This is a genomic window from Stenotrophomonas maltophilia (assembly GCF_047497515.2).
In the GTDB taxonomy this organism is placed as follows: Bacteria; Pseudomonadota; Gammaproteobacteria; order Xanthomonadales; family Xanthomonadaceae; genus Stenotrophomonas.
The window spans coordinates 1-17,204 of record NZ_JAXAXL020000023.1; the positions used below are offsets into that span (position 1 = coordinate 1).

Consider the following 17,204-nt stretch of genomic DNA (forward strand, 5'->3'; position numbering starts at 1 on the left):
GTGGCGAAGGCTTCGAACTGGCCACACAGGGCTGGGGCAACGTGCATGCCGGCGAAGGCCTGCTGCTGTCGGCCAGCCTGCAGGAGCGCGCGGCTTCTACGGTGATGGACAACGCCAGCGTGGTGGCGCAGCTCAAAGGCGCCGAGCGCAGCCTGGAACAGATGCAACAGACCCTGGCCCAGCAGCAGGTGCCGGGGTTGGCTGAATTCGAGCGCACCAAGCAACTGCGCGAGCAGATCGACCCGCAGGCGCAGGGGCGCTATACGGGCGAAGTGAACGGCCAGAGCGCGATGAAGCCCGGCAGCGACGGCCGCAGCCCCGGCGAGCAACCGGTGGAACGGCTGGGCACGCCGCTGCTGCTGGCCGAAGCGCCGCACCACGTGGCCTGGACCACGCCGGCCAGCGCGGTGGCCTATGCCGGGCAGAACCTGCAGATGACCGTGCAGCAGGACCTGCACGTCAGCGCCGGCGAGACCATCGCCACCGTCTCCGGCGAGCATGTCTCGCTGTTCGCGCAGAGCGGCCCGCTGCGGGTGATCGCCGCGCAGGGGCCGGTCAGCCTGCAGGCCAACGATGGCGAGCTGGAACTGCTGAGCGAGCAGGCGCTGACCATCACCGCCACCGACGACCGCATCGACGTGCTGGCGCAGAGCAAGGTGGTGCTGCAGGCGGGCAGCAGCGCGATCACGCTGGAAGGCGGCAACATCACCTTCAGCTGCCCCGGCGAGTTCAAGGTCAAGGCGGGCGAGCATCTGTTCATGGCGGGGGAAAGCAACACGCCATTCATTGCTCCGCTTACTGGAGGACTTCAGAGCATTCCCGACTGGATCGCGTTGGACTATCGCGACGGGGAGACACAACAGGCCATGGCAGGCACCCCTTACGAAATCCACTTCAAGAACGGCTCTGTCATCAAAGGAAAACTGGACGATGACGGCAAGGACCACCATGAGCCCATCCCGAAGCAGGAAGTGGAAAAGGTGGTCTATGAGCCTCGCCAACCTGATCCGGAAGAAAAGTGGCCAGACCTCGAGCTGATCGCTAATCCCCAGCCGGGCGCCGGCCATGGGTGATCCGCGCGCAGATCTCCCGAATCAGGCCGCCCCCGTCTCAGTCCAGCAGCTTCGCGAAGCGCTTGCCTTCATCAGCGAGCAGTACAAGAGCGCTGTAGATGGCGGCAAGAATGTCTTCGCATGGCTGTGGGAATCGATCCAGGGTGATTTCAACCAGGAACGCAGCACCGGGCAGGTCGTATTCGACACCGTCATTTCAATGATCCCCGGCGTGGACCAGGTCTGCGACGTCCGAGACATCATTGCCAACTGCAAGCAGATCAACGACGACAAGAGCAATTCCTGGGCCTGGATCGCGCTGGTCCTGACCCTGATCGGCCTGATCCCCACGCTGGGCTCGCTGTTGAAGGGTGTATTGAAGATCTTCTTCCTCTTCATCCGCCGCTTCGGCTTGAACCATCTTGTGCGCGCTGTGTATGAGGCCATGAGCTGGGTCATCACGCTCCTGCGCCGACGTGAGGTCGCCCAGTACTGGAAAGCGCTGCGCTGGGACCGCGTGTTCCATGAGCTGGCGAAGCAGACCCGCATCGTGCGTGCACGGGTGACCCAGGCACAGCTGTTGAAAGCCTTCGATCGCGCTGTGCTGCTGATGCGGACCCTGCTGGGCAAGGTGGCCGACATCCCGATGGTGGGGCGCCGTGCCCAGGAGACCATCGACCTCGTCGTCGGCATCCGGAAGATCGCAGACAACTACATCGGAAAAGTACTGGCGCCCGTACAGCGCATCCTTGACACGATCATCAAGCGCCTTGAATTCGAAGACATGGTGCAGCGGCGCGGCATCGTCAACGCCGGCAATTTCCATTTCACCGGAACGCTGCCCGAGGCACATGCCGTGACGTTGATGCGGCGGGTTGATCCGCCGCCTTCGTGGCTTGGGAAGGGAGAGCCAACGAAGAACTTGCCGTTGGTTCCAGCGAGGTTGCGTGTACGTGTAGACGAAATGGCAGATAAGGGCTTCCCAAGACTTACCGATGGCCAGATCGAAAGTTTCGCCAAAGGCATCCGCGCCGATACGATCAAGGGCCCTGCAAAGCTATATCGCGTGGTCTCACCGACGAACTTCAGCGCAGGTGCGGACTGGGTTACCGAAGAAGTGTTCAATACGATCATGAAGTCAACCGACTCCAGGGCCACCTGGCGAAAGCATCTGGCCGTCTGGCCTGACTGGAACCCCAATGGACAGTTCGTCGTCTATGAGCTCAAGGCAGGAGAAGAACTGAAGGTGTGGCGCGGCCCGGCATCTGCCCAGAAGAAAGACGTTCTGCCGGATCACCACCTTGAAGGCGGCTACGAACAGATCAAGTTCGACGCCGCATTTGAATACGACGCTGCCGGCACGCCGGGAAAGAGGACGTTGGCCGATAGTTCGGAGTACTACGTCGTCAATGAAGCAAACGGTGCCATGACCAAGAGCAGCATGACCTATGACAAATGGAAGCTGCTTCCTCCGCATGAGCAGGTGAAATACGTCAGCCTGCGGACCAAGATCAACAACCCCCGCATTCTCGGCCCGATGGACACCGGCTGGGGGACAAGCGACTTTGGTACTCAAATGAATGATGTAAAGCTGGGCCTGCCGAACATCTCCGGCCAGAAAATGAACCGCTGAACATGAAAATTCAATATATGGAATTGAATCCGTGGCACAAGCGCCAAGCCGCCCTCATCCATCATTTCACCTCGATGGAGTACCTGAAGGGCCTGCTGCCGCAGATCGACAGCCTGCTAGCCATGACCGACCAGATGCTTGATGAGCGCTCGCATCTGGATACAGCTGGCAGAGCCTTGGCGGGTTGGGAATCACAAGATACGGCATCGCATTTTTCGACGTATGCCTATCCTGCACTGATGGAGTTCCGGGAATGTGTGGTTGAAGACATAGCTCTACGCTCAATCGAGCGGTATCGAGGAGCAGGTGAACACCAATGTGCTCGTATGCTGGAGGAGTACGCCTACCAGATGGCCTGGGCGACGCCGGAGCAGGAAAAACTGTTCCGCGAGACCACAGAAAGAGTGTTCAGGTATGCCCGGCAAATCTCGAGCATTGTTTCTCGCCCTTCGACCATGGACGATTTCATATATTGGCTACTCTGGAACGAGAGCGCCGCAGACACGCAACATATTCCCGCATTTCGTGTTCGAACAGATATCTGCGCGCACACTCACCAAACTCCCCCGCGCACTGGCATCTACGTCGCCAAGGACGATCCTATGGCTTCACTTCAGTTTGCATGGACCGGTGGATATGGACAACTTTGCCCGGCCATGGCCCTCAACGATGTGGGACGAGCCATTCTGAAGCAGATCGGTCGAGAACGCATGTGGGGGGATACCGAAGCCTTCTATCGCTTCCTCGATGCAAACCGGCATCTGGATCGCTATGGATGGTCAGACATTCAGGCCGATCTGGTGAAGGTGGCTCCGTCAGTGATCGCCGGTTCGGCCTTCGATTTGAAGGATTGCGACTGGTATTTTGTCGAACCCATCGCCGATGAATTCGAGGATATCGACGGCAGCTACACCGGCACCGATCAGCCGGATCTCCGACCGGACCGAGTCGCAGCAGGAAAGCGGGCGCCTGTGGCCGGCTGGTGGTACACGCCCGCGCAAGGTGGCCGGCGCTTCTTCAAGCAAGGCGATGTGTTCCCCGCCATCAGCAGCGACTGGGGTGACACCTTCTGGATCTGGGCCGCAGACCAGACGCCGCCGTCAATGCGCTGAGCCCCATCGCTGGAGGAGGGTTGCATCAATGACGCTCTCCTCTCCAAGGCCGCACGCTCTCCCATGCGCACGGCGCACGCTCACTGCCTGGGTCCTACCGCTCCATCGGCGCAGACCCGGTGATGTGCTTCTCCAGCGCCATGGCATCACTACCGGCCAACCCACTCAGATTCATCGAGTCAGAGAACGGCCCGTGCACCGTCGCCACCATCAGCACGCGGCCATCCACGCTGATCGCCATGCGCTGGCCGACCATCGCCGCCGTGCCATCGTGGATGCGCCGTTGTGCTTCGGGCCGATAGCGGATCTGCAGCACCGTGAAACCATTGTCATCCAGCACCGAGCGCACATCGGCGATGTCTGCGCTGGTGGCAAGCGGAGGTTCGCGCAGGGTCAATGTCTCGTCCTGCCACTTCACCGGCACGCCCTTGCCCGCCTCATCGACCGCGCTCAGGCGCACATCCACACCGGGAAGTGGCGGGCGGTCCGCTTCCACCCGCGTACTGGGCGTGGCACCCGGCATGCATCCGGCCAGCATCATCGCCGCGCCCAGCACCACCGGAAGCAGCGCCCTCACTTCAGCTTCCGCAGCTTGAATGCCACCAGCACCTGCAGCAGCCCGTACAGCAGGCTGCCGATGCCGATCCACAGCGTGGTCACCGCCACGCCCGCATAGGGGTTGGCCGCAAACAGCAGGCCCAGCACCACGGCCAGCACGCCACTAAGAATCAGCAGCCACTCGCCCTGAATCTGCTTGCGCACGCGGATCGCGAACACGATGCGATAGATGCCGGCCACCAGCAGCCACGCCGCCAGGAACAGCACCAGCACGCTGGCGGTGGCCAGAGGATTGATCACCGCCAGGATGCCGAAACCCAGCGAAGCGATGGCATACAGCGCCAGCCAGCCGCGGGAAGCGCCACTGCCACCGCTGATCAGTGCGAACAGGCTGATGACGCCCTCGACGATGGCGACTATGCCCAGCGTCCACGCCAGTGCCATCGCCGCCGACAGCGGCCAGCCGATGGCGATGATGCCGAAGCCCAGCGCGACCAGCCCATACAACAGCAGGATCCACCAACTACGGCCGACCGCCGACAACAAGGGAGACAAGGGGGAATTCATGGCCACTCCTTCGATCCGGAACCGGGCTCATCCTAGCCCCTGTCGATGAAGGGAGCGATCACGGCACCCGCGCGCATACCCACGCGCGCACTTCTTCCACACCCACGCAGCGCAGCGTTTCGGCGATCTCCATCAGCGTGCTGCCGGTGGTCATCACGTCATCGACCACGGTCAGCCGCGAAGGCACCGGCCCGCGCACATCGAACGCATCGAACAGATTCTCCCTGCGCTGTTCGGCGCTGCGTTCGGATTGCGGCGCGGTGTGGCGACGCCGGTATACGCCGTTCCAGACCGGCATCGGCAGCAGCCGGCACAGTTCAGCCGCCTGGTTGTAGCCACGCTGGCGCAGGCGGCGGTTGTGCAGCGGCACTGGTACCAACGGCGGGCACGACCAGGGCGGAGGTGTGCGTTGCATCAGCTGCGCAAGCAGGCGACCGGCTGCCAGGTCCTGATGAAACTTGTAGCGCACCAGCAGCTGGTCGACCGGTGGCAGGTACAACAGGCTGGCATGGGTAGCCGCCTGTGGCGGTGATTCTTCGCGGCAGCTGCCGCAGACGATCAGCGCGGTGTCGGGCAACGGCAATGCGCAGCGCAGGCATGCGCGGCCGGACCACGGTAGTTCCGCGAAACAGGCGGCGCAGAGGTCCAGGCCATCGTGGCCGGGATCGTTGCAGACCAGGCAGCGGAGCGGCAGCAGTACGCGCAGCAACGCTTGGGAGGCGGCACCTGCCGCACGCAGGAGGTGGATGGGCATGGCCCATGCTTTCTCTATCAGCGCCGGAGCCGCCATCGGCGAACCGCCTGCCACCGCGTCGGCGCTGTCCGCCACTGCGCATCAGCACGCGGAATCACGCACCGGAACGCAGCACGGCCCCACGCGCCACTCCCCGCTATCGCGTGTGTTCGCGGTTCGCAGGATCGGGCGGTGCAGCAACCGCGGGCATCAACAACTCCGCCAGCCCGCGGTAGATCGGCACCCGGCACACCAACCCGGACACGCCACGCGCGATCAGCACCGTGGCCAGGATCGGCAGCAGCAGATCACCGCTGTCGGTCAGCTCCAGTGAGATCACCGCCGAGGTCAGCGGTGCCTGGGTGACGCCGGTCAGGTAGGCGCACATGCCCAGCAGCACGAATGCGCGCGGGTCCACGCCCGGCATCAGCACTGCCAGGTTGTGGCCCAGGCCGGCGCCGACCGCCAACGCGGGCGAGAACAGGCCACCGGGAATGCCCGCCACGTAGGACGCCAGATTGGCCAGCAGCTTCATCAGCCCGAATTCGTGGCCCACCATCGCCTGGCCCTGCACCAGGCTGCGCGCCTGCTCATAACCGGTACCGAACGCGCCTTCACCGAAGACCAGCGCCAGCAGCACCACCACCAGGCCGCATCCGGCGGCCAGCAGCACCGGATGCCGTTGTCGTAGCTGGCCCAGCCAACGTGGACGCCCCGCCGCACTGGCCAGCACCGCACGCGCGAACACTCCGCCCAGCAACCCGGCCACCACGCCGCACAACAGGATCGCCAGCCAGCCCTGGCCCAGCGGCAGCCGCGCACTTACATGGCCGAAGTAGGTGTAGTTGCCCAGCAGGCCCAGCGACACCACGCCACCGACAATCACGGCGGTCAGCAGCGTGCCGGAGAAGCGATGCTCGAAACGGCCACTGAGCTCTTCGATGGCAAAGACGATGCCGGCCAGTGGTGTGTTGAAGGCGGCGGCGATGCCGGCTGCGCCACCGGCCAGCAGGAAGTGCGAAAGCTCGCGCGGGTCCTTGAAGCCGAACCAGCGGCCGAACAGGTACATCAGGCTGGCGCCCACATGCACGGTCGGGCCCTCGCGCCCCACCGACGCACCGCCCAGCAGCGACAACGACGTCAGCAGCAGCTTGCCGGCCGAGACCGCAGGCGAAAGATTGGTGCTTCGGAACGACGTATCCGGTTTATCCAAGGCCGCGATGACCTGTGGAATGCCGCTGCCACGCGTGGGTTTCAGCACGCCAGCAGTCAGCCAGGCCAGCAACGCGAAGATGCCCGGCGTAAGCAGCAGCGCCCACCACGGCGAGTGCGAGGTAATGCGCTGGAACAGATGGAAGGCGGCGTCGCTGGCCTTGGCGAACAGGATCGCCACCAGTGCCACGGCCACGGCGCCGCCCCAGAGTGCAGCGCGGCGGCGCCAGGCCTCGCTGAGGACCAACGCGGTGATACGGCCGCGGAGACGGTAAAGATCAATCATGCAGGGCAGTCTGGACGCTGCGAACGCTGGCGGACAGCGGCCACTGTGGCTGAAGGCCTTGCAGGATGCGGTGAAACACAGCATTTCCGCTGGGCTTGACCGGGCTGGCATGCCGTAAACCATCTTATACATTCAATGGTTGACAGCCTTCGTCGACCCACCCACACTGCCGCCCTCGCTCCATTCGTATCCAAGGTCCCGCCATGGCTGCTGCCATCCGCCACGACTGGCAACACGACGAACTGCAGGCGCTGTTCGATCTGCCGTTCCCCGAGCTGCTGTTCCGCGCCGCAGCGGTCCACCGCGAGCATTTCGACCCGTCGCAGGTACAGGTCTCCACGCTGCTGTCGGTGAAGACCGGCGGGTGCCCGGAGGACTGCGCGTACTGCCCGCAGGCGCAGCGCTACAGCACCGGGGTGAACGCGCAGAAGCTGATGGAGACCGACGCGGTGCTGGCCAAGGCGCGCCAGGCCAAGGCTGCCGGTGCATCGCGTTTCTGCATGGGCGCCGCATGGCGTTCGCCGAAGGACCGCGACATCCCGAAAGTGGCGGCGATGATCGCCGGGGTGAAGGCACTGGGCCTGGAGACCTGCGCCACGCTGGGCATGCTCAGTGGCGAACAGGCGCGTGCGCTGAAGGATGCCGGCCTGGACTACTACAACCACAACCTCGACACCGCACCGGACTACTACGATTCGATCATCCACACGCGCCAGTACCAGGACCGCCTGGACACGCTGGAACATGTGCGCGACGCCGGCCTGAAGACCTGCTGCGGTGGCATCGTCGGCATGGGCGAGACGCGCGCGCAGCGGGTCGGCCTGCTGCTGGCGCTGGCCACGCTGCCGGCCCATCCCGATTCGGTGCCGATCAACAAGCTGGTGCAGGTGGCGGGCACGCCGCTGCACGGCAGTGCCGAGCTGGACCCGTTCGAGTTCGTGCGCATGATCGCGGTGGCGCGCATTGCCATGCCACGCTCGATGGTGCGGCTGTCGGCCGGCCGCGAGGCCATGAGCGACGAACTGCAGGCGCTGTGTTTCCTGGCCGGTGCCAATTCGATCTTCTATGGCGACAAGCTGCTGACCACCGGCAACCCGGAAAGCGAACGCGATCTGGCACTGTTCGCCCGGCTCGGCCTGCAACCGATGCCGGTACAGGTGGATGCCGAGGGTCACGACCACGGCGGCACGGTACATGCCGATATCAGTGCCGATGCGCCCGGCTGTGGCTGCGCGCACGCGGCCTGAGACGGGGCACAGGCAGGCATCGCGGCAACGCGCTACCCTAGCCGCCCCGTCGCCGCATTCAGCCGCCATGGCCCGCCCCGACCTGACCGCCCGCCTCCACGCCCAACGCGCCCTGCGCGATGCCCAGGACCGCCGCCGCCCGCGACGCACGGTCAGCCGTCGTGATGGTGTGCGCCTGGAAGTGGACGGCCAGTGGCTGACCGGCTTCTGCAGCAACGACTACCTCGGCCTGGCCCAGCAGTTCAGCGTGGTCAACGCGCTGCAGGATGCCGCCGCGCGCGAGGGCGCCGGCGCCGGTGCCTCGCACCTGGTGTGCGGCCACCACGCAATGCACGATGCGCTGGAGCGCGAAGTGGCCGACTGGCTCGGCTACCCGCGTGCACTGCTGTTCGGCAGTGGCTTCGCCGCCAACCTGGCTGTGCAGCAGGCGCTGCTGAGCGAAGAGAACGATGTGTGCGTGCAGGACAAGCTCAACCACGCCAGCCTGCTCGACGCCACGCGTCTGGCCGGTGCACGCCTGCGCCGCTATCCGCACCTGGATGCGGAGGGCGCGATGCGCCAACTCAAGCATGCGCCTGATGGCGCGGCGATGCTGGCCAGCGACGGCGTCTTCAGCATGGATGGCGACATCGCACCGCTGCGTGCACTGTCGCTGGTTGCGCGCCTGCAACAGGCGCTGTTCTATGTGGATGATGCGCACGGCGTGGGCGTGGTCGGTGACGGCCGCGGTACCGTAGCCGCCGCTGGACTCGGCGTGGACGACGTGCCGCTGCAACTGGTCACGCTGGGCAAGGCACTGGGCGGTTCCGGCGCGCTCGTGCTTGGCCGCGACGATCTGATCGAGCACTTGGCTGAAACCGCGCGCCCGTACATCTACACCACCGCCGTGCCTCCCGCGATGGCGGCGGCGGCGCTGGAAGCGGTGCGCCTGGCGCGCCGCGACCACTGGCGGCGTACCAAACTGACCGACCTGATCGCGCTGTTCCGCAGCGAAGCGCGTCGGCATGGGCTGGACCTGATGGCATCGGACACACCGATCCAACCGCTGCTGTGCGGCGACGACCACCTCGCCGTGGCGATGTCCTCCGCGCTGCAACAGGCCGGCTGGCTGGTCGGTGCGATCCGACCGCCGACGGTGCCGGAGGGCAAGGCACGGCTGCGCGTCACGCTGTCCGCCCTGCACACACCGGAACAGGTGCGCGGCCTGGTCAGCGCCATCGCCAGCGCGCGCGACCACGTAACCCTGGCCGTGCGCGACGCCGCTCCGCCGCCGCTGCCCGCCTTTGCCTGAGCCTGCCGCCGTTTTCCCATGCATATTGAAGTGACCGGCCGCGGGCCGGATCTGGTACTGATCCACGGTTGGGCACTGCAGGGTGGCGTATTCGCGCCGCTGGTCGAGCGCCTGGCCGACCACTTCACCCTGCATCGGGTCGACCTGCCCGGTCACGGCCACAGCCGCGACGACACCACGCCGCTGCGCCTGCCGTTCGTGGTCAACGCCATTGCCGCGGCCACGCCGCCGGCGGTGTGGTGCGGCTGGTCGCTGGGCGGGCTGTTCGCACTGCACGCGGCGGCGACGCTGCCGAAGGTGCGCGGGCTGGCGATGATCGCGGCCACGCCGCGTTTCGTGCGTGGCGAGGATTGGCCGCACGCGGTGGAACCGGCGGTGTTCGAGCAGTTCGGGCGTGAGCTGGCCAGCGACTTCGGCGGCACCCTGGAGCGCTTCCTGGCATTGGACGTGATGGGCTCGGCGCACGCCCGCGAGGAACTGCGCACGCTGCGGCAGCGCCTGGTCGAGCGCGGTGCGCCCACCGAGCGCGCCCTGTTGGAAGGCCTGCGCCTGCTGGAGAGCACCGACCTGCGCGGCGCGCTGCCAACCTTGGGCACGCCCAGCCTGTGGCTCGCCGGCCAGCGCGACCGCCTGGTGTCGCCGGCCGCGATGCAGGCCGCTGCGGCGCTGGCCCCGCAGAGTCAGGCGTTGACCATCGCCCACGGCGGCCATGCGCCGTTCCTCGGCCATGCCGACGAGGTCGCCGCCGCCCTGCAACACTTCGTTGCCGGCCTGTCACCGGCCGATGGCGGACAATGAGCGCTTTCCGAACCGCGCAGGACTGACGCATGGATCTGGGTATCAATGGCCGCTGGGCACTGGTCTGCGGCGCCAGCAAGGGTCTCGGCCTGGGCTGCGCACGCGCGCTGGTGCGCGAGGGCGTCAACGTGGTGATCGTGGCCCGTGGCGACGCGGCACTGCAGATCGCTGCCGAGCAACTGCGCGCCCTGCCCGGTGCCGGTGAGGTGCGCGCCGTCGCCGCCGACGTCACCACCGAGGCCGGTCGCTCCGCAGCGCTCGCCGCGTGCCCGCAGGTGGACATCCTGGTCACCAATGCCGGTGGCCCGCCGCCAGGCGATTTCCGCAGCTTCGAGCGCGACGACTGGATCGCTGCGCTGGACGCCAACATGCTGGCGCCGATCGCGCTGATCCGCGCCACCGTGGACGCGATGATCGAACGCGGCTTCGGCCGCATCGTCAACATCACCTCGTCGGCGGTGAAGGCACCGATCGACATCCTGGCGCTGTCCAACGGCGCGCGCAGCGGCCTGACCGGCTTCGTCGCCGGCCTGTCGCGCCGCACCGTGGCCCACAACGTCACCATCAACAACCTGCTGCCCGGCCAGTTCGACACCGACCGCCTGCGCGCCAACTTCGCCCACAGCGCGGGCAAGCAGGGCGATGCGGGTGAGGTGGCAGAGCGCCGCCGCCAGCAGATCCCTGCCGGCCGTTTCGGCACGCCGGACGAATTCGGCGCCGCCTGCGCCTTCCTGTGCAGCGCACAGGCCGGTTACCTCACCGGGCAGAACCTGCTGATCGACGGCGGCGCCTACCCCGGTACGTTCTAAGAGACTTTCGCAATGCCGTCCCACTTCGATGCCCGCCACGTCCGCCGCGCGTTCGCCCGCGCCGCCACCAGCTACGACGCCGCCGCCGCCCTGCAGCGCGAGGTGCAGTCGCGGCTGATCGAGTCGCTGGACTACCTGGAGGCACGCAAGCCCGAGGTGGTGCTGGACGTCGGCGCCGGTACCGGCCACGCCAGCGCGCTGATCAAGAAGCGCTGGCCGAAGGCGCAGGTGATCGCGCTGGACGTGGCACTGCCGATGCTGGACCAGGCCAAGCGCCAGGCCGGCTGGTGGAAGCCGTTCCAGCGCCTGTGCGGTGATGCGGCGGCGCTGCCGCTGGCCGACAACAGCGTGGACGTGATCTTCAGCAACCTGTGCCTGCAGTGGGTGGACGACCTGCCGGCGGTGTTCGCCGGGTTCCGGCGCGTGCTCAAGCCCGGCGGCCTGCTGCTGTGCTCGACCTTCGGCCCGGAGACGCTGGTCGAACTCAACGAAGCCTTCGCCGCCGCCGACGATCGCCCGCACGTCAGCCGCTTCGCGCAGATCGCGCAGTTCGGCGATGCGCTGATGATGGCCGGCTTCCGCGACCCGGTGCTGGACCGCGACCTGTTCACCCTGACCTATGACGACCTGCCTTCGCTGATGCGCGAGCTGCGCGCGATGGGCGCCACCAACGCGCGGACGGACCGCCGCCATACACTGACCGGGCGTGGCCGTTTCGCTGCGGCCGCCGCCGCATACGAGCCGATGCGCCGCGCCGACGGCAAGCTGCCGAGCAGCTGGGAAGTGATCTACGCCCACGCCTGGGCGCCGGACCCGGGTGCCCCGATCCGCGAAGGCGGGCATGACGTGGCCTCGGTGCCGGTTTCAGCGATTCCGATCCGGCGCAAGCAGACCTGAAAATCTGGTAGTGCCGGCCGCTGGCCGGCAACCTCACGATTCCATGGTCGGCATCTGCCGGCCAGCGGCCGGCACTACCGCATGCCACGCCGAACGTGGATCGCTCTGGTAGGTGCCAACCCAGGTTGGCACCCACCCAAAGCAGGCTGCAGCCGCTCAGGTATTGGCCGGCGAACTCAGCGGCGGACGCACCAGGTCGCGGTGGAAGAAGTAGATCTCCTGCACCAGGAATCGCCAGCTGGTATGGAAGCTGCGGAAGCGCGTGCTGGGCGTGGATGAAGCCAGTGCATCAATGCCCAGCGCCTTGCTCAGCCGCAGCGCGCGCGCCATGTGCAGCGGGTCGCTGACGATGATGACGCGGTGCAGGTTGCGCTGGTCCATCAGCCGTTTGGCTTCCACCAGGTTCTGCACAGTGTTGCGCGAGGCGGTCTCGATCAGGATCGCGTCATCCGGCACGCCATGCTTCAGCGCGTAGCGCCGCGCCACCTGCGATTCGGAGAAGCGCGCACCGGTGCCGCCGTAGCCGCCGGTGAAGATCAGCAGCGGCGCATAGCGCGCGTCGTACAGGTCCAGGCCATGCCGGATGCGTTCCTCGAACACCGGCGAGGGCTTGGCGTCGTAGGCGGCGGCGCCGAGTACGATGATCGCATCGGCCTTGGCCGCCTGGTCACGTTCGCCCACCCAGACGATCCACGCGGTCACGCACAGCAGCCAGATCACCAGCGCCACGAACAGTCGCCACAGCCAGCCCAACAGGCCAGTGCGATGCCGCTGTCGGTCACGGCTCAAGGCGTCCCCCAGCGCAACGCGGGCAGGTCGACGTTGCCGCCGGACAGCACCAGGCCCACCCGCAGGCCGGCAAACCGCTGCGGCTGTGCCAGCACCGCGGCCAGCACGGTGGCCGAGGAAGGCTCGACCACCTGCTTGAGTACCTCCCACAGCAGGCGCATCGCCGCCATCGTCGCCGCGTCATCAACCACGATCACCTCCGCACCCGCCGCGCGCAGCAGCGCGAAGTTGGGGGCGCCGATCAGGGTACGCAGGCCATCGCAGATCGTGTCCGGGGTGAAAGCTTCCTGGCGCTCGCCAGCGGCCAGCGAGCGTGCGGTGTCGTCGGCACCGGCCGGCTCGGCCAGCACCAGCCGGGTCTGCGGGCTGGCGTGCTGGAGGGCCAGCGCGGTACCGCTGGCCAGGCCACCGCCGCCCACCGGCACCACCAGCACGTCGAACGGGCCGTCGCTGTGCAGCAGTTCCAGCGCCGCGGTGCCCTGCCCCGCCATCACCGCCGGGTCGGCATAGGGATGGATCAGGGTCGCGCCGGTATCGGCCTGCACCTTGGCGCAAGTGGCCTCACGGGCTGCGATGGTCGGCGGGCAGCGCCAGAGCGTGGCACCGTGGCGGGCAATGTTGGCCAGTTTGGCCGCCACCGCCCCTTCCGGCACCACCACATGGCAGGGGATGCCGCGGGTGCGTGCGGCCAGGGCCAGCGCGGCGCCATGGTTGCCTGAGGAATGCGTCACCACGCCGGCACGGGCGCGTTCGGTATCGAGCGACCACACCGCATTGCACGCGCCGCGGAACTTGAATGCGCCACCGCGCTGCAGGTGCTCGGCCTTGAAGGCCAGCTGCGCGCCGGCCAGCGCATCGAGGGTGCGCGAGCGCAGTACCGGGGTCACGCTGGCATGCGGGGCGATCCTCGCAGCAGCAAGCAGGAGATCGTCGGCGCGGGGCAACAGTGAATCGCTCATGACGCAAGATTAACGTATGCCCCCGCGCTGGCGACCAGGGCACAGGTCATGCCAGCATGCTGCCCTTCGCCTCCATTCATCCTGGCGGGTGGAGTTAAGGGCCGATTCAACGCCTGCGCACGAAGCTGACTGCACACCCGTCCTCTGGGGGGACCCACCATGAAAATGCGCTTGATGCTGGCCGGTGGCCTGTTGCTGGCCCTGACCGGCTGCACCACCTACGACTATGTCGGTGGTGGTCGCGGTGGCGGTTACTACCACGGCGCACCGTCGGTGGAGTACCGCTACCCGAACGGCTATCCCTACAACTATGGCTACCCGTACTACGGTGGCTATGGCGGCTATTACGGTGGGTACGGCAACCCGTACTACTCGCGGCCGATCTACCGGCCGCCGCACAACCACCGGCCGCCGCCGCGCCCGCCCGGCAACGGGGGCGAGCACCGTCCGCCGCCGTCGCGTCCGTCGTACAACGGCGGCTCGCCGTGGCGGAACATGGACTCGATGCGCCGCCCGCCACAGTCCAACGTGCAGCCGTCCGCTCCCCCGGCCCGCCCGGCCCCGGCGCACACTGTGCCGAGGATGAACGGTTCCCCGTGGCGCAACATGGATCGTGCGACGGACCGCACAGTTGAGCGCTGAACCGTCTTGCATTTCACACGGTCCAAGCCGCAATCTACGGGGGTGGTGACGGCCTGCGTCACAAAGTGACAAAAGCGACATAGGCTGTCGCGAAAAGCTCTACGTCGATATCCGACAGGAACATCTGGATCCCCCCTGTTCCGGCCCTGTCGGATGTCGGCACCTCTGAAAGCAAACGGCCCCGCACTGCGGGGCCGTCTGTTTTGGGGAGGGGAGGCATCCGTAGATCCGCGCCATGCGTGGATGGAGCTTTACCGGTAACCCCCAAAAAAACAGGGCCGGGCAGTCCCCCGACTGCCGGCCCTCTGCTCCCCCACCGTGCGCCTGTACCGGCCCCTGTTCCAATTCCGGTCACGGGCGCCTGCGGCGCCAGCCACGGTGGGTGCTATTGGGTTATCTGCAAAAATCCTGCCAACTTTAGGGCTGATTTCGACGCCGGCCGGCCGGCGCCGACGCCGCGGCCCCGAATGGCGCTAAAATCGCCACCCCGGCGCCGCCCCGGCCGCGCCCGCCCCCAGCTGAACAGCCCCCATGAACCCGTCCTTCCATCGTTACGACGTCATCGTCATCGGCGGTGGCCATGCCGGCACCGAAGCCGCGCTGGCCGCAGCCCGTACCGGCGTGCGCACCCTGCTGCTGACCCACAACATCGAAACGGTGGGGGCGATGAGCTGCAACCCGGCCATCGGCGGCATCGGCAAGGGCCACCTGGTCAAGGAAATCGACGCCCTCGGCGGCGCGATGGCGCATGCCGCCGACCGCGCCGGCATCCAGTGGCGCACGCTCAACGCCTCCAAGGGCCCGGCCGTGCGCGCCACCCGCTGCCAGGCCGACCGCAACCTGTACCGCATGGCGATCCGCGCCATCGTCGAAGGCCAGGCCAACCTGACCGTGTTCCAGGCCGCCGTGGACGATCTGGTCATCGAAGGCGACGCCGTGCGCGGGGTCATCACCCAGACCGGCCTGCGCTTCGACGCCGAGGCGGTGGTGCTGACCGCCGGCACCTTCCTGGCCGGCAAGATCCATGTCGGCCCGACCCAGTACGCCGCCGGCCGCATGGGCGACCCGCCGGCCACCACACTGGCCGCGCGCCTGCGCGAGCGCCCGTTCCAGGTCGACCGGCTGAAGACCGGCACGCCGCCGCGCATCGACGGCCGCTCGCTGGACTACAGCATGATGGACGAGCAGCCCGGCGACACGCCGCGGCCGGTGATGTCCTTCCTCGGCTCGGTGGACGAGCATCCGCAGCAGGTCAGCTGCTGGATCACCCACACCACCGAACAGACCCACCAGATCATCCGCGATGCGCTGCACCGCTCGCCGCTGTACAGCGGCCAGATCGAAGGCATCGGCCCGCGTTACTGCCCCTCCATCGAGGACAAGGTGGTGCGCTTTGCCGAGAAGGCCAGCCACCAGATCTTCGTCGAGCCCGAGGGCCTGGGCATCGTCGAGATCTACCCCAACGGCATCTCCACCTCGCTGCCGTTCGACGTGCAGCTGGAGATGGTGCGCAGCATCCGGGGCTTCCAGAACGCGCATATCACCCGCCCGGGCTACGCGATCGAGTACGACTTCTTCGACCCGCGCGGGCTGAAGGCTTCGCTGGAAACCAAGCTGGTCAACGGCCTGTTCTTCGCCGGCCAGATCAACGGCACCACCGGCTACGAAGAAGCGGCCGCGCAGGGCCTGCTGGCCGGCCTCAACGCCGCACGCCAGGTGCGTGGGCTGGACGGCTGGTGCCCGCGTCGCGACGAGGCGTACCTGGGCGTGCTGGTGGATGACCTGATCACCCACGGCACCAACGAGCCGTACCGCATGTTCACCAGCCGTGCCGAATACCGCCTGCAGCTGCGCGAGGACAACGCCGACCAGCGCCTGACGCCGGCCGGCCGCGAGATGGGCCTGGTGGATGACCGCCGCTGGAGCGCCTTCGAGACCAAGCAGGCCGCCGTTGCCGCCGAGCGCGTGCGGCTGGGCGCGCTGTGGGCGACCCCGGCCAATGCGCTGGGCCGCGAGGTGCAGGAAACGCTCGGCGTGGCGGTCAGCCGCGAAACCAACGTGCTGGACCTGATCAAGCGCCCCGAGCTGGACTACGCGCAGCTGATGCAGGTGCCGTCGCTGGGCCCGGCCGTGGCCGACGGCAAGGTGGCCGAGCAGGTGGAGATCGGCGTGAAGTACGCCGGCTACCTGGACCGCCAGCGCGAGGAGATCGAGCGCCAGCAGCGGCATGAAGCCACGCCGATCGCTGAGGCGTTCGATTACGCCACGGTGCGTGGGCTGTCAGCCGAAGCGCTGCAGAAGCTGGAGCGTGTGCGCCCGCAGACCATCGGCCAGGCGCAGCGCATCCCGGGCATGACCCCGGCGGCGATCTCGCTGCTGCTGGTGCACCTGGAGCGCGCCCGCCGCGGCCGCGTGGCGTAGGCAGCACCCTCCGCTTCTGGTGGGTGCCGACCTTGGTCGGCGCATGACTCTGCCCTGGTGGGTGTCGACCTTGGTCGGCACATGACTCTGCCCTGGTGGGTGCCGACCTTGGTCGGCACGAATGCATGCAGCATCGCGATCGGATGATTCGTGCCGACCAAGGTCGGCACCCACCAAGGCCTCCCGCCCCGGTAGATC

Annotated in this window: 16 protein-coding genes; 10 read left to right on the plus strand and 6 right to left on the minus strand. The window is 67.0% G+C overall.

The genetic code is table 11. From position 1 onward, the window contains the following. From ACMZPQ_RS20985 to ACMZPQ_RS20995, 3 genes are all read left to right on the plus strand, one after another. On the plus strand, window positions 1–1,073 hold a 1,073-nt coding region (locus tag ACMZPQ_RS20985; RefSeq protein WP_495495858.1), incomplete at its 5' end, for a DUF2345 domain-containing protein. Further along, a complete protein-coding gene (locus tag ACMZPQ_RS20990; protein WP_197581582.1) occupies window positions 1,066–2,685 on the plus strand; it encodes a hypothetical protein in 1,620 nt (539 codons plus the stop codon). The genes ACMZPQ_RS20985 and ACMZPQ_RS20990, both read left to right, overlap by 8 nt. Before the next feature lie 2 nt (window positions 2,686–2,687). Continuing rightward, window positions 2,688–3,797: a hypothetical protein gene (locus tag ACMZPQ_RS20995; protein WP_197581580.1), complete on the plus strand. Its 1,110-nt coding sequence runs from the start codon at window positions 2,688–2,690 to the stop codon at window positions 3,795–3,797. 94 nt (window positions 3,798–3,891) lie between these two features. Here ACMZPQ_RS20995 and ACMZPQ_RS21000 read toward each other — a convergent pair whose 3' ends face one another. The 4 genes from ACMZPQ_RS21000 to ACMZPQ_RS21015 all read right to left on the minus strand — a co-directional run bounded on the left by ACMZPQ_RS21000 (window position 3,892) and on the right by ACMZPQ_RS21015 (window position 7,153). After that, the gene (locus tag ACMZPQ_RS21000; RefSeq protein ID WP_414486235.1) at window positions 3,892–4,320 is read right to left on the minus strand and encodes a SecDF P1 head subdomain-containing protein; all 429 of its coding nucleotides are present in this window, start codon (window positions 4,318–4,320) and stop codon (window positions 3,892–3,894) included. Between the two features lie 50 nt (window positions 4,321–4,370). After that, window positions 4,371–4,922, minus strand: a complete 552-nt coding sequence (locus ACMZPQ_RS21005) for an HdeD family acid-resistance protein (RefSeq protein WP_164087510.1) — start codon at window positions 4,920–4,922, stop codon at window positions 4,371–4,373. A gap of 58 nt (window positions 4,923–4,980) precedes the next feature. After that, window positions 4,981–5,676, minus strand: coding sequence for a ComF family protein (locus ACMZPQ_RS21010; RefSeq protein WP_197581576.1), 696 nt, complete (start codon window positions 5,674–5,676; stop codon window positions 4,981–4,983). Window positions 5,677–5,812: 136 nt separating this feature from the next. Continuing rightward, window positions 5,813–7,153, minus strand: coding sequence for a chloride channel protein (locus ACMZPQ_RS21015; RefSeq protein ID WP_197581574.1), 1,341 nt, complete (start codon window positions 7,151–7,153; stop codon window positions 5,813–5,815). A gap of 203 nt (window positions 7,154–7,356) precedes the next feature. Between ACMZPQ_RS21015 and bioB the strand changes: the two genes are divergently transcribed. The 5 genes from bioB (at window position 7,357) to bioC (ending at window position 12,195) form a co-directional block, all read left to right on the plus strand. Continuing rightward, window positions 7,357–8,400, plus strand: coding sequence for a biotin synthase BioB (gene bioB, locus ACMZPQ_RS21020; protein WP_197581572.1), 1,044 nt, complete (start codon window positions 7,357–7,359; stop codon window positions 8,398–8,400). 67 nt (window positions 8,401–8,467) lie between these two features. Next, on the plus strand, window positions 8,468–9,691 hold the full coding sequence (gene bioF, locus ACMZPQ_RS21025) for an 8-amino-7-oxononanoate synthase (RefSeq protein WP_197581571.1): 1,224 nt from the start codon (window positions 8,468–8,470) through the stop codon (window positions 9,689–9,691). A gap of 18 nt (window positions 9,692–9,709) precedes the next feature. Further along, window positions 9,710–10,489 (plus strand): pimeloyl-ACP methyl ester esterase BioH, encoded by a 780-nt coding sequence (gene bioH / locus ACMZPQ_RS21030; protein ID WP_197581570.1) that lies wholly within the window; start codon window positions 9,710–9,712, stop codon window positions 10,487–10,489. Window positions 10,490–10,518: 29 nt separating this feature from the next. Further along, window positions 10,519–11,298 carry an SDR family oxidoreductase gene (locus ACMZPQ_RS21035; RefSeq protein WP_197581568.1) on the plus strand — a complete coding sequence of 260 codons (780 nt, stop codon included), beginning with the start codon at window positions 10,519–10,521 and terminating at the stop codon, window positions 11,296–11,298. A gap of 12 nt (window positions 11,299–11,310) precedes the next feature. Further along, window positions 11,311–12,195, plus strand: coding sequence for a malonyl-ACP O-methyltransferase BioC (gene bioC, locus ACMZPQ_RS21040; RefSeq protein WP_197581566.1), 885 nt, complete (start codon window positions 11,311–11,313; stop codon window positions 12,193–12,195). A 156-nt stretch (window positions 12,196–12,351) separates the two neighbouring features. Here bioC and ACMZPQ_RS21045 read toward each other — a convergent pair whose 3' ends face one another. Together ACMZPQ_RS21045 and ACMZPQ_RS21050 are read right to left on the minus strand one after the other, a co-directional pair. Beyond that, a complete protein-coding gene (locus ACMZPQ_RS21045) occupies window positions 12,352–12,984 on the minus strand; it encodes a YdcF family protein (RefSeq protein ID WP_197581564.1) in 633 nt (210 codons plus the stop codon). Then, window positions 12,981–13,943 (minus strand): pyridoxal-phosphate dependent enzyme, encoded by a 963-nt coding sequence (locus tag ACMZPQ_RS21050; RefSeq protein ID WP_197581563.1) that lies wholly within the window; start codon window positions 13,941–13,943, stop codon window positions 12,981–12,983. Before ACMZPQ_RS21050 ends, ACMZPQ_RS21045 begins: the two co-directional genes overlap by 4 nt. Before the next feature lie 159 nt (window positions 13,944–14,102). On the opposite strand from ACMZPQ_RS21050, the gene ACMZPQ_RS21055 reads away from it, so the two are divergent. Both ACMZPQ_RS21055 and mnmG read left to right on the plus strand, forming a co-directional pair. Then, window positions 14,103–14,585 (plus strand): hypothetical protein, encoded by a 483-nt coding sequence (locus ACMZPQ_RS21055; protein WP_197581562.1) that lies wholly within the window; start codon window positions 14,103–14,105, stop codon window positions 14,583–14,585. 531 nt (window positions 14,586–15,116) lie between these two features. Further along, complete coding sequence (mnmG, locus tag ACMZPQ_RS21060; RefSeq protein WP_197581560.1) at window positions 15,117–17,006, plus strand: tRNA uridine-5-carboxymethylaminomethyl(34) synthesis enzyme MnmG; 1,890 nt, start codon at window positions 15,117–15,119, stop codon at window positions 17,004–17,006. Window positions 17,007–17,204: the final 198 nt, after the last annotated feature.

Excerpts from the sequence above, each read along its gene's own strand:
- bioF (WP_197581571.1), top strand. The coding sequence starts at position 8,468 with ATGGCCCGCCCCGACCTGACCGCCCGCCTCCACGCCCAACGCGCCCTG.
- ACMZPQ_RS20995 (WP_197581580.1), top strand. The coding sequence starts at position 2,688 with ATGAAAATTCAATATATGGAATTGAATCCGTGGCACAAGCGCCAAGCC.
- ACMZPQ_RS21015 (WP_197581574.1), bottom strand. The coding sequence starts at position 7,153 with ATGATTGATCTTTACCGTCTCCGCGGCCGTATCACCGCGTTGGTCCTC.
- ACMZPQ_RS20990 (WP_197581582.1), top strand. The coding sequence starts at position 1,066 with ATGGGTGATCCGCGCGCAGATCTCCCGAATCAGGCCGCCCCCGTCTCA.
- bioC (WP_197581566.1), top strand. The coding sequence starts at position 11,311 with ATGCCGTCCCACTTCGATGCCCGCCACGTCCGCCGCGCGTTCGCCCGC.
- ACMZPQ_RS21035 (WP_197581568.1), top strand. The coding sequence starts at position 10,519 with ATGGATCTGGGTATCAATGGCCGCTGGGCACTGGTCTGCGGCGCCAGC.
- bioH (WP_197581570.1), top strand. The coding sequence starts at position 9,710 with ATGCATATTGAAGTGACCGGCCGCGGGCCGGATCTGGTACTGATCCAC.
- ACMZPQ_RS21055 (WP_197581562.1), top strand. The coding sequence starts at position 14,103 with ATGAAAATGCGCTTGATGCTGGCCGGTGGCCTGTTGCTGGCCCTGACC.
- ACMZPQ_RS21000 (WP_414486235.1), bottom strand. The coding sequence starts at position 4,320 with ATGCCGGGTGCCACGCCCAGTACGCGGGTGGAAGCGGACCGCCCGCCA.
- ACMZPQ_RS21005 (WP_164087510.1), bottom strand. The coding sequence starts at position 4,922 with ATGAATTCCCCCTTGTCTCCCTTGTTGTCGGCGGTCGGCCGTAGTTGG.
- mnmG (WP_197581560.1), top strand. The coding sequence starts at position 15,117 with ATGAACCCGTCCTTCCATCGTTACGACGTCATCGTCATCGGCGGTGGC.
- ACMZPQ_RS21050 (WP_197581563.1), bottom strand. The coding sequence starts at position 13,943 with ATGAGCGATTCACTGTTGCCCCGCGCCGACGATCTCCTGCTTGCTGCT.
- bioB (WP_197581572.1), top strand. The coding sequence starts at position 7,357 with ATGGCTGCTGCCATCCGCCACGACTGGCAACACGACGAACTGCAGGCG.
- ACMZPQ_RS21010 (WP_197581576.1), bottom strand. The coding sequence starts at position 5,676 with ATGCCCATCCACCTCCTGCGTGCGGCAGGTGCCGCCTCCCAAGCGTTG.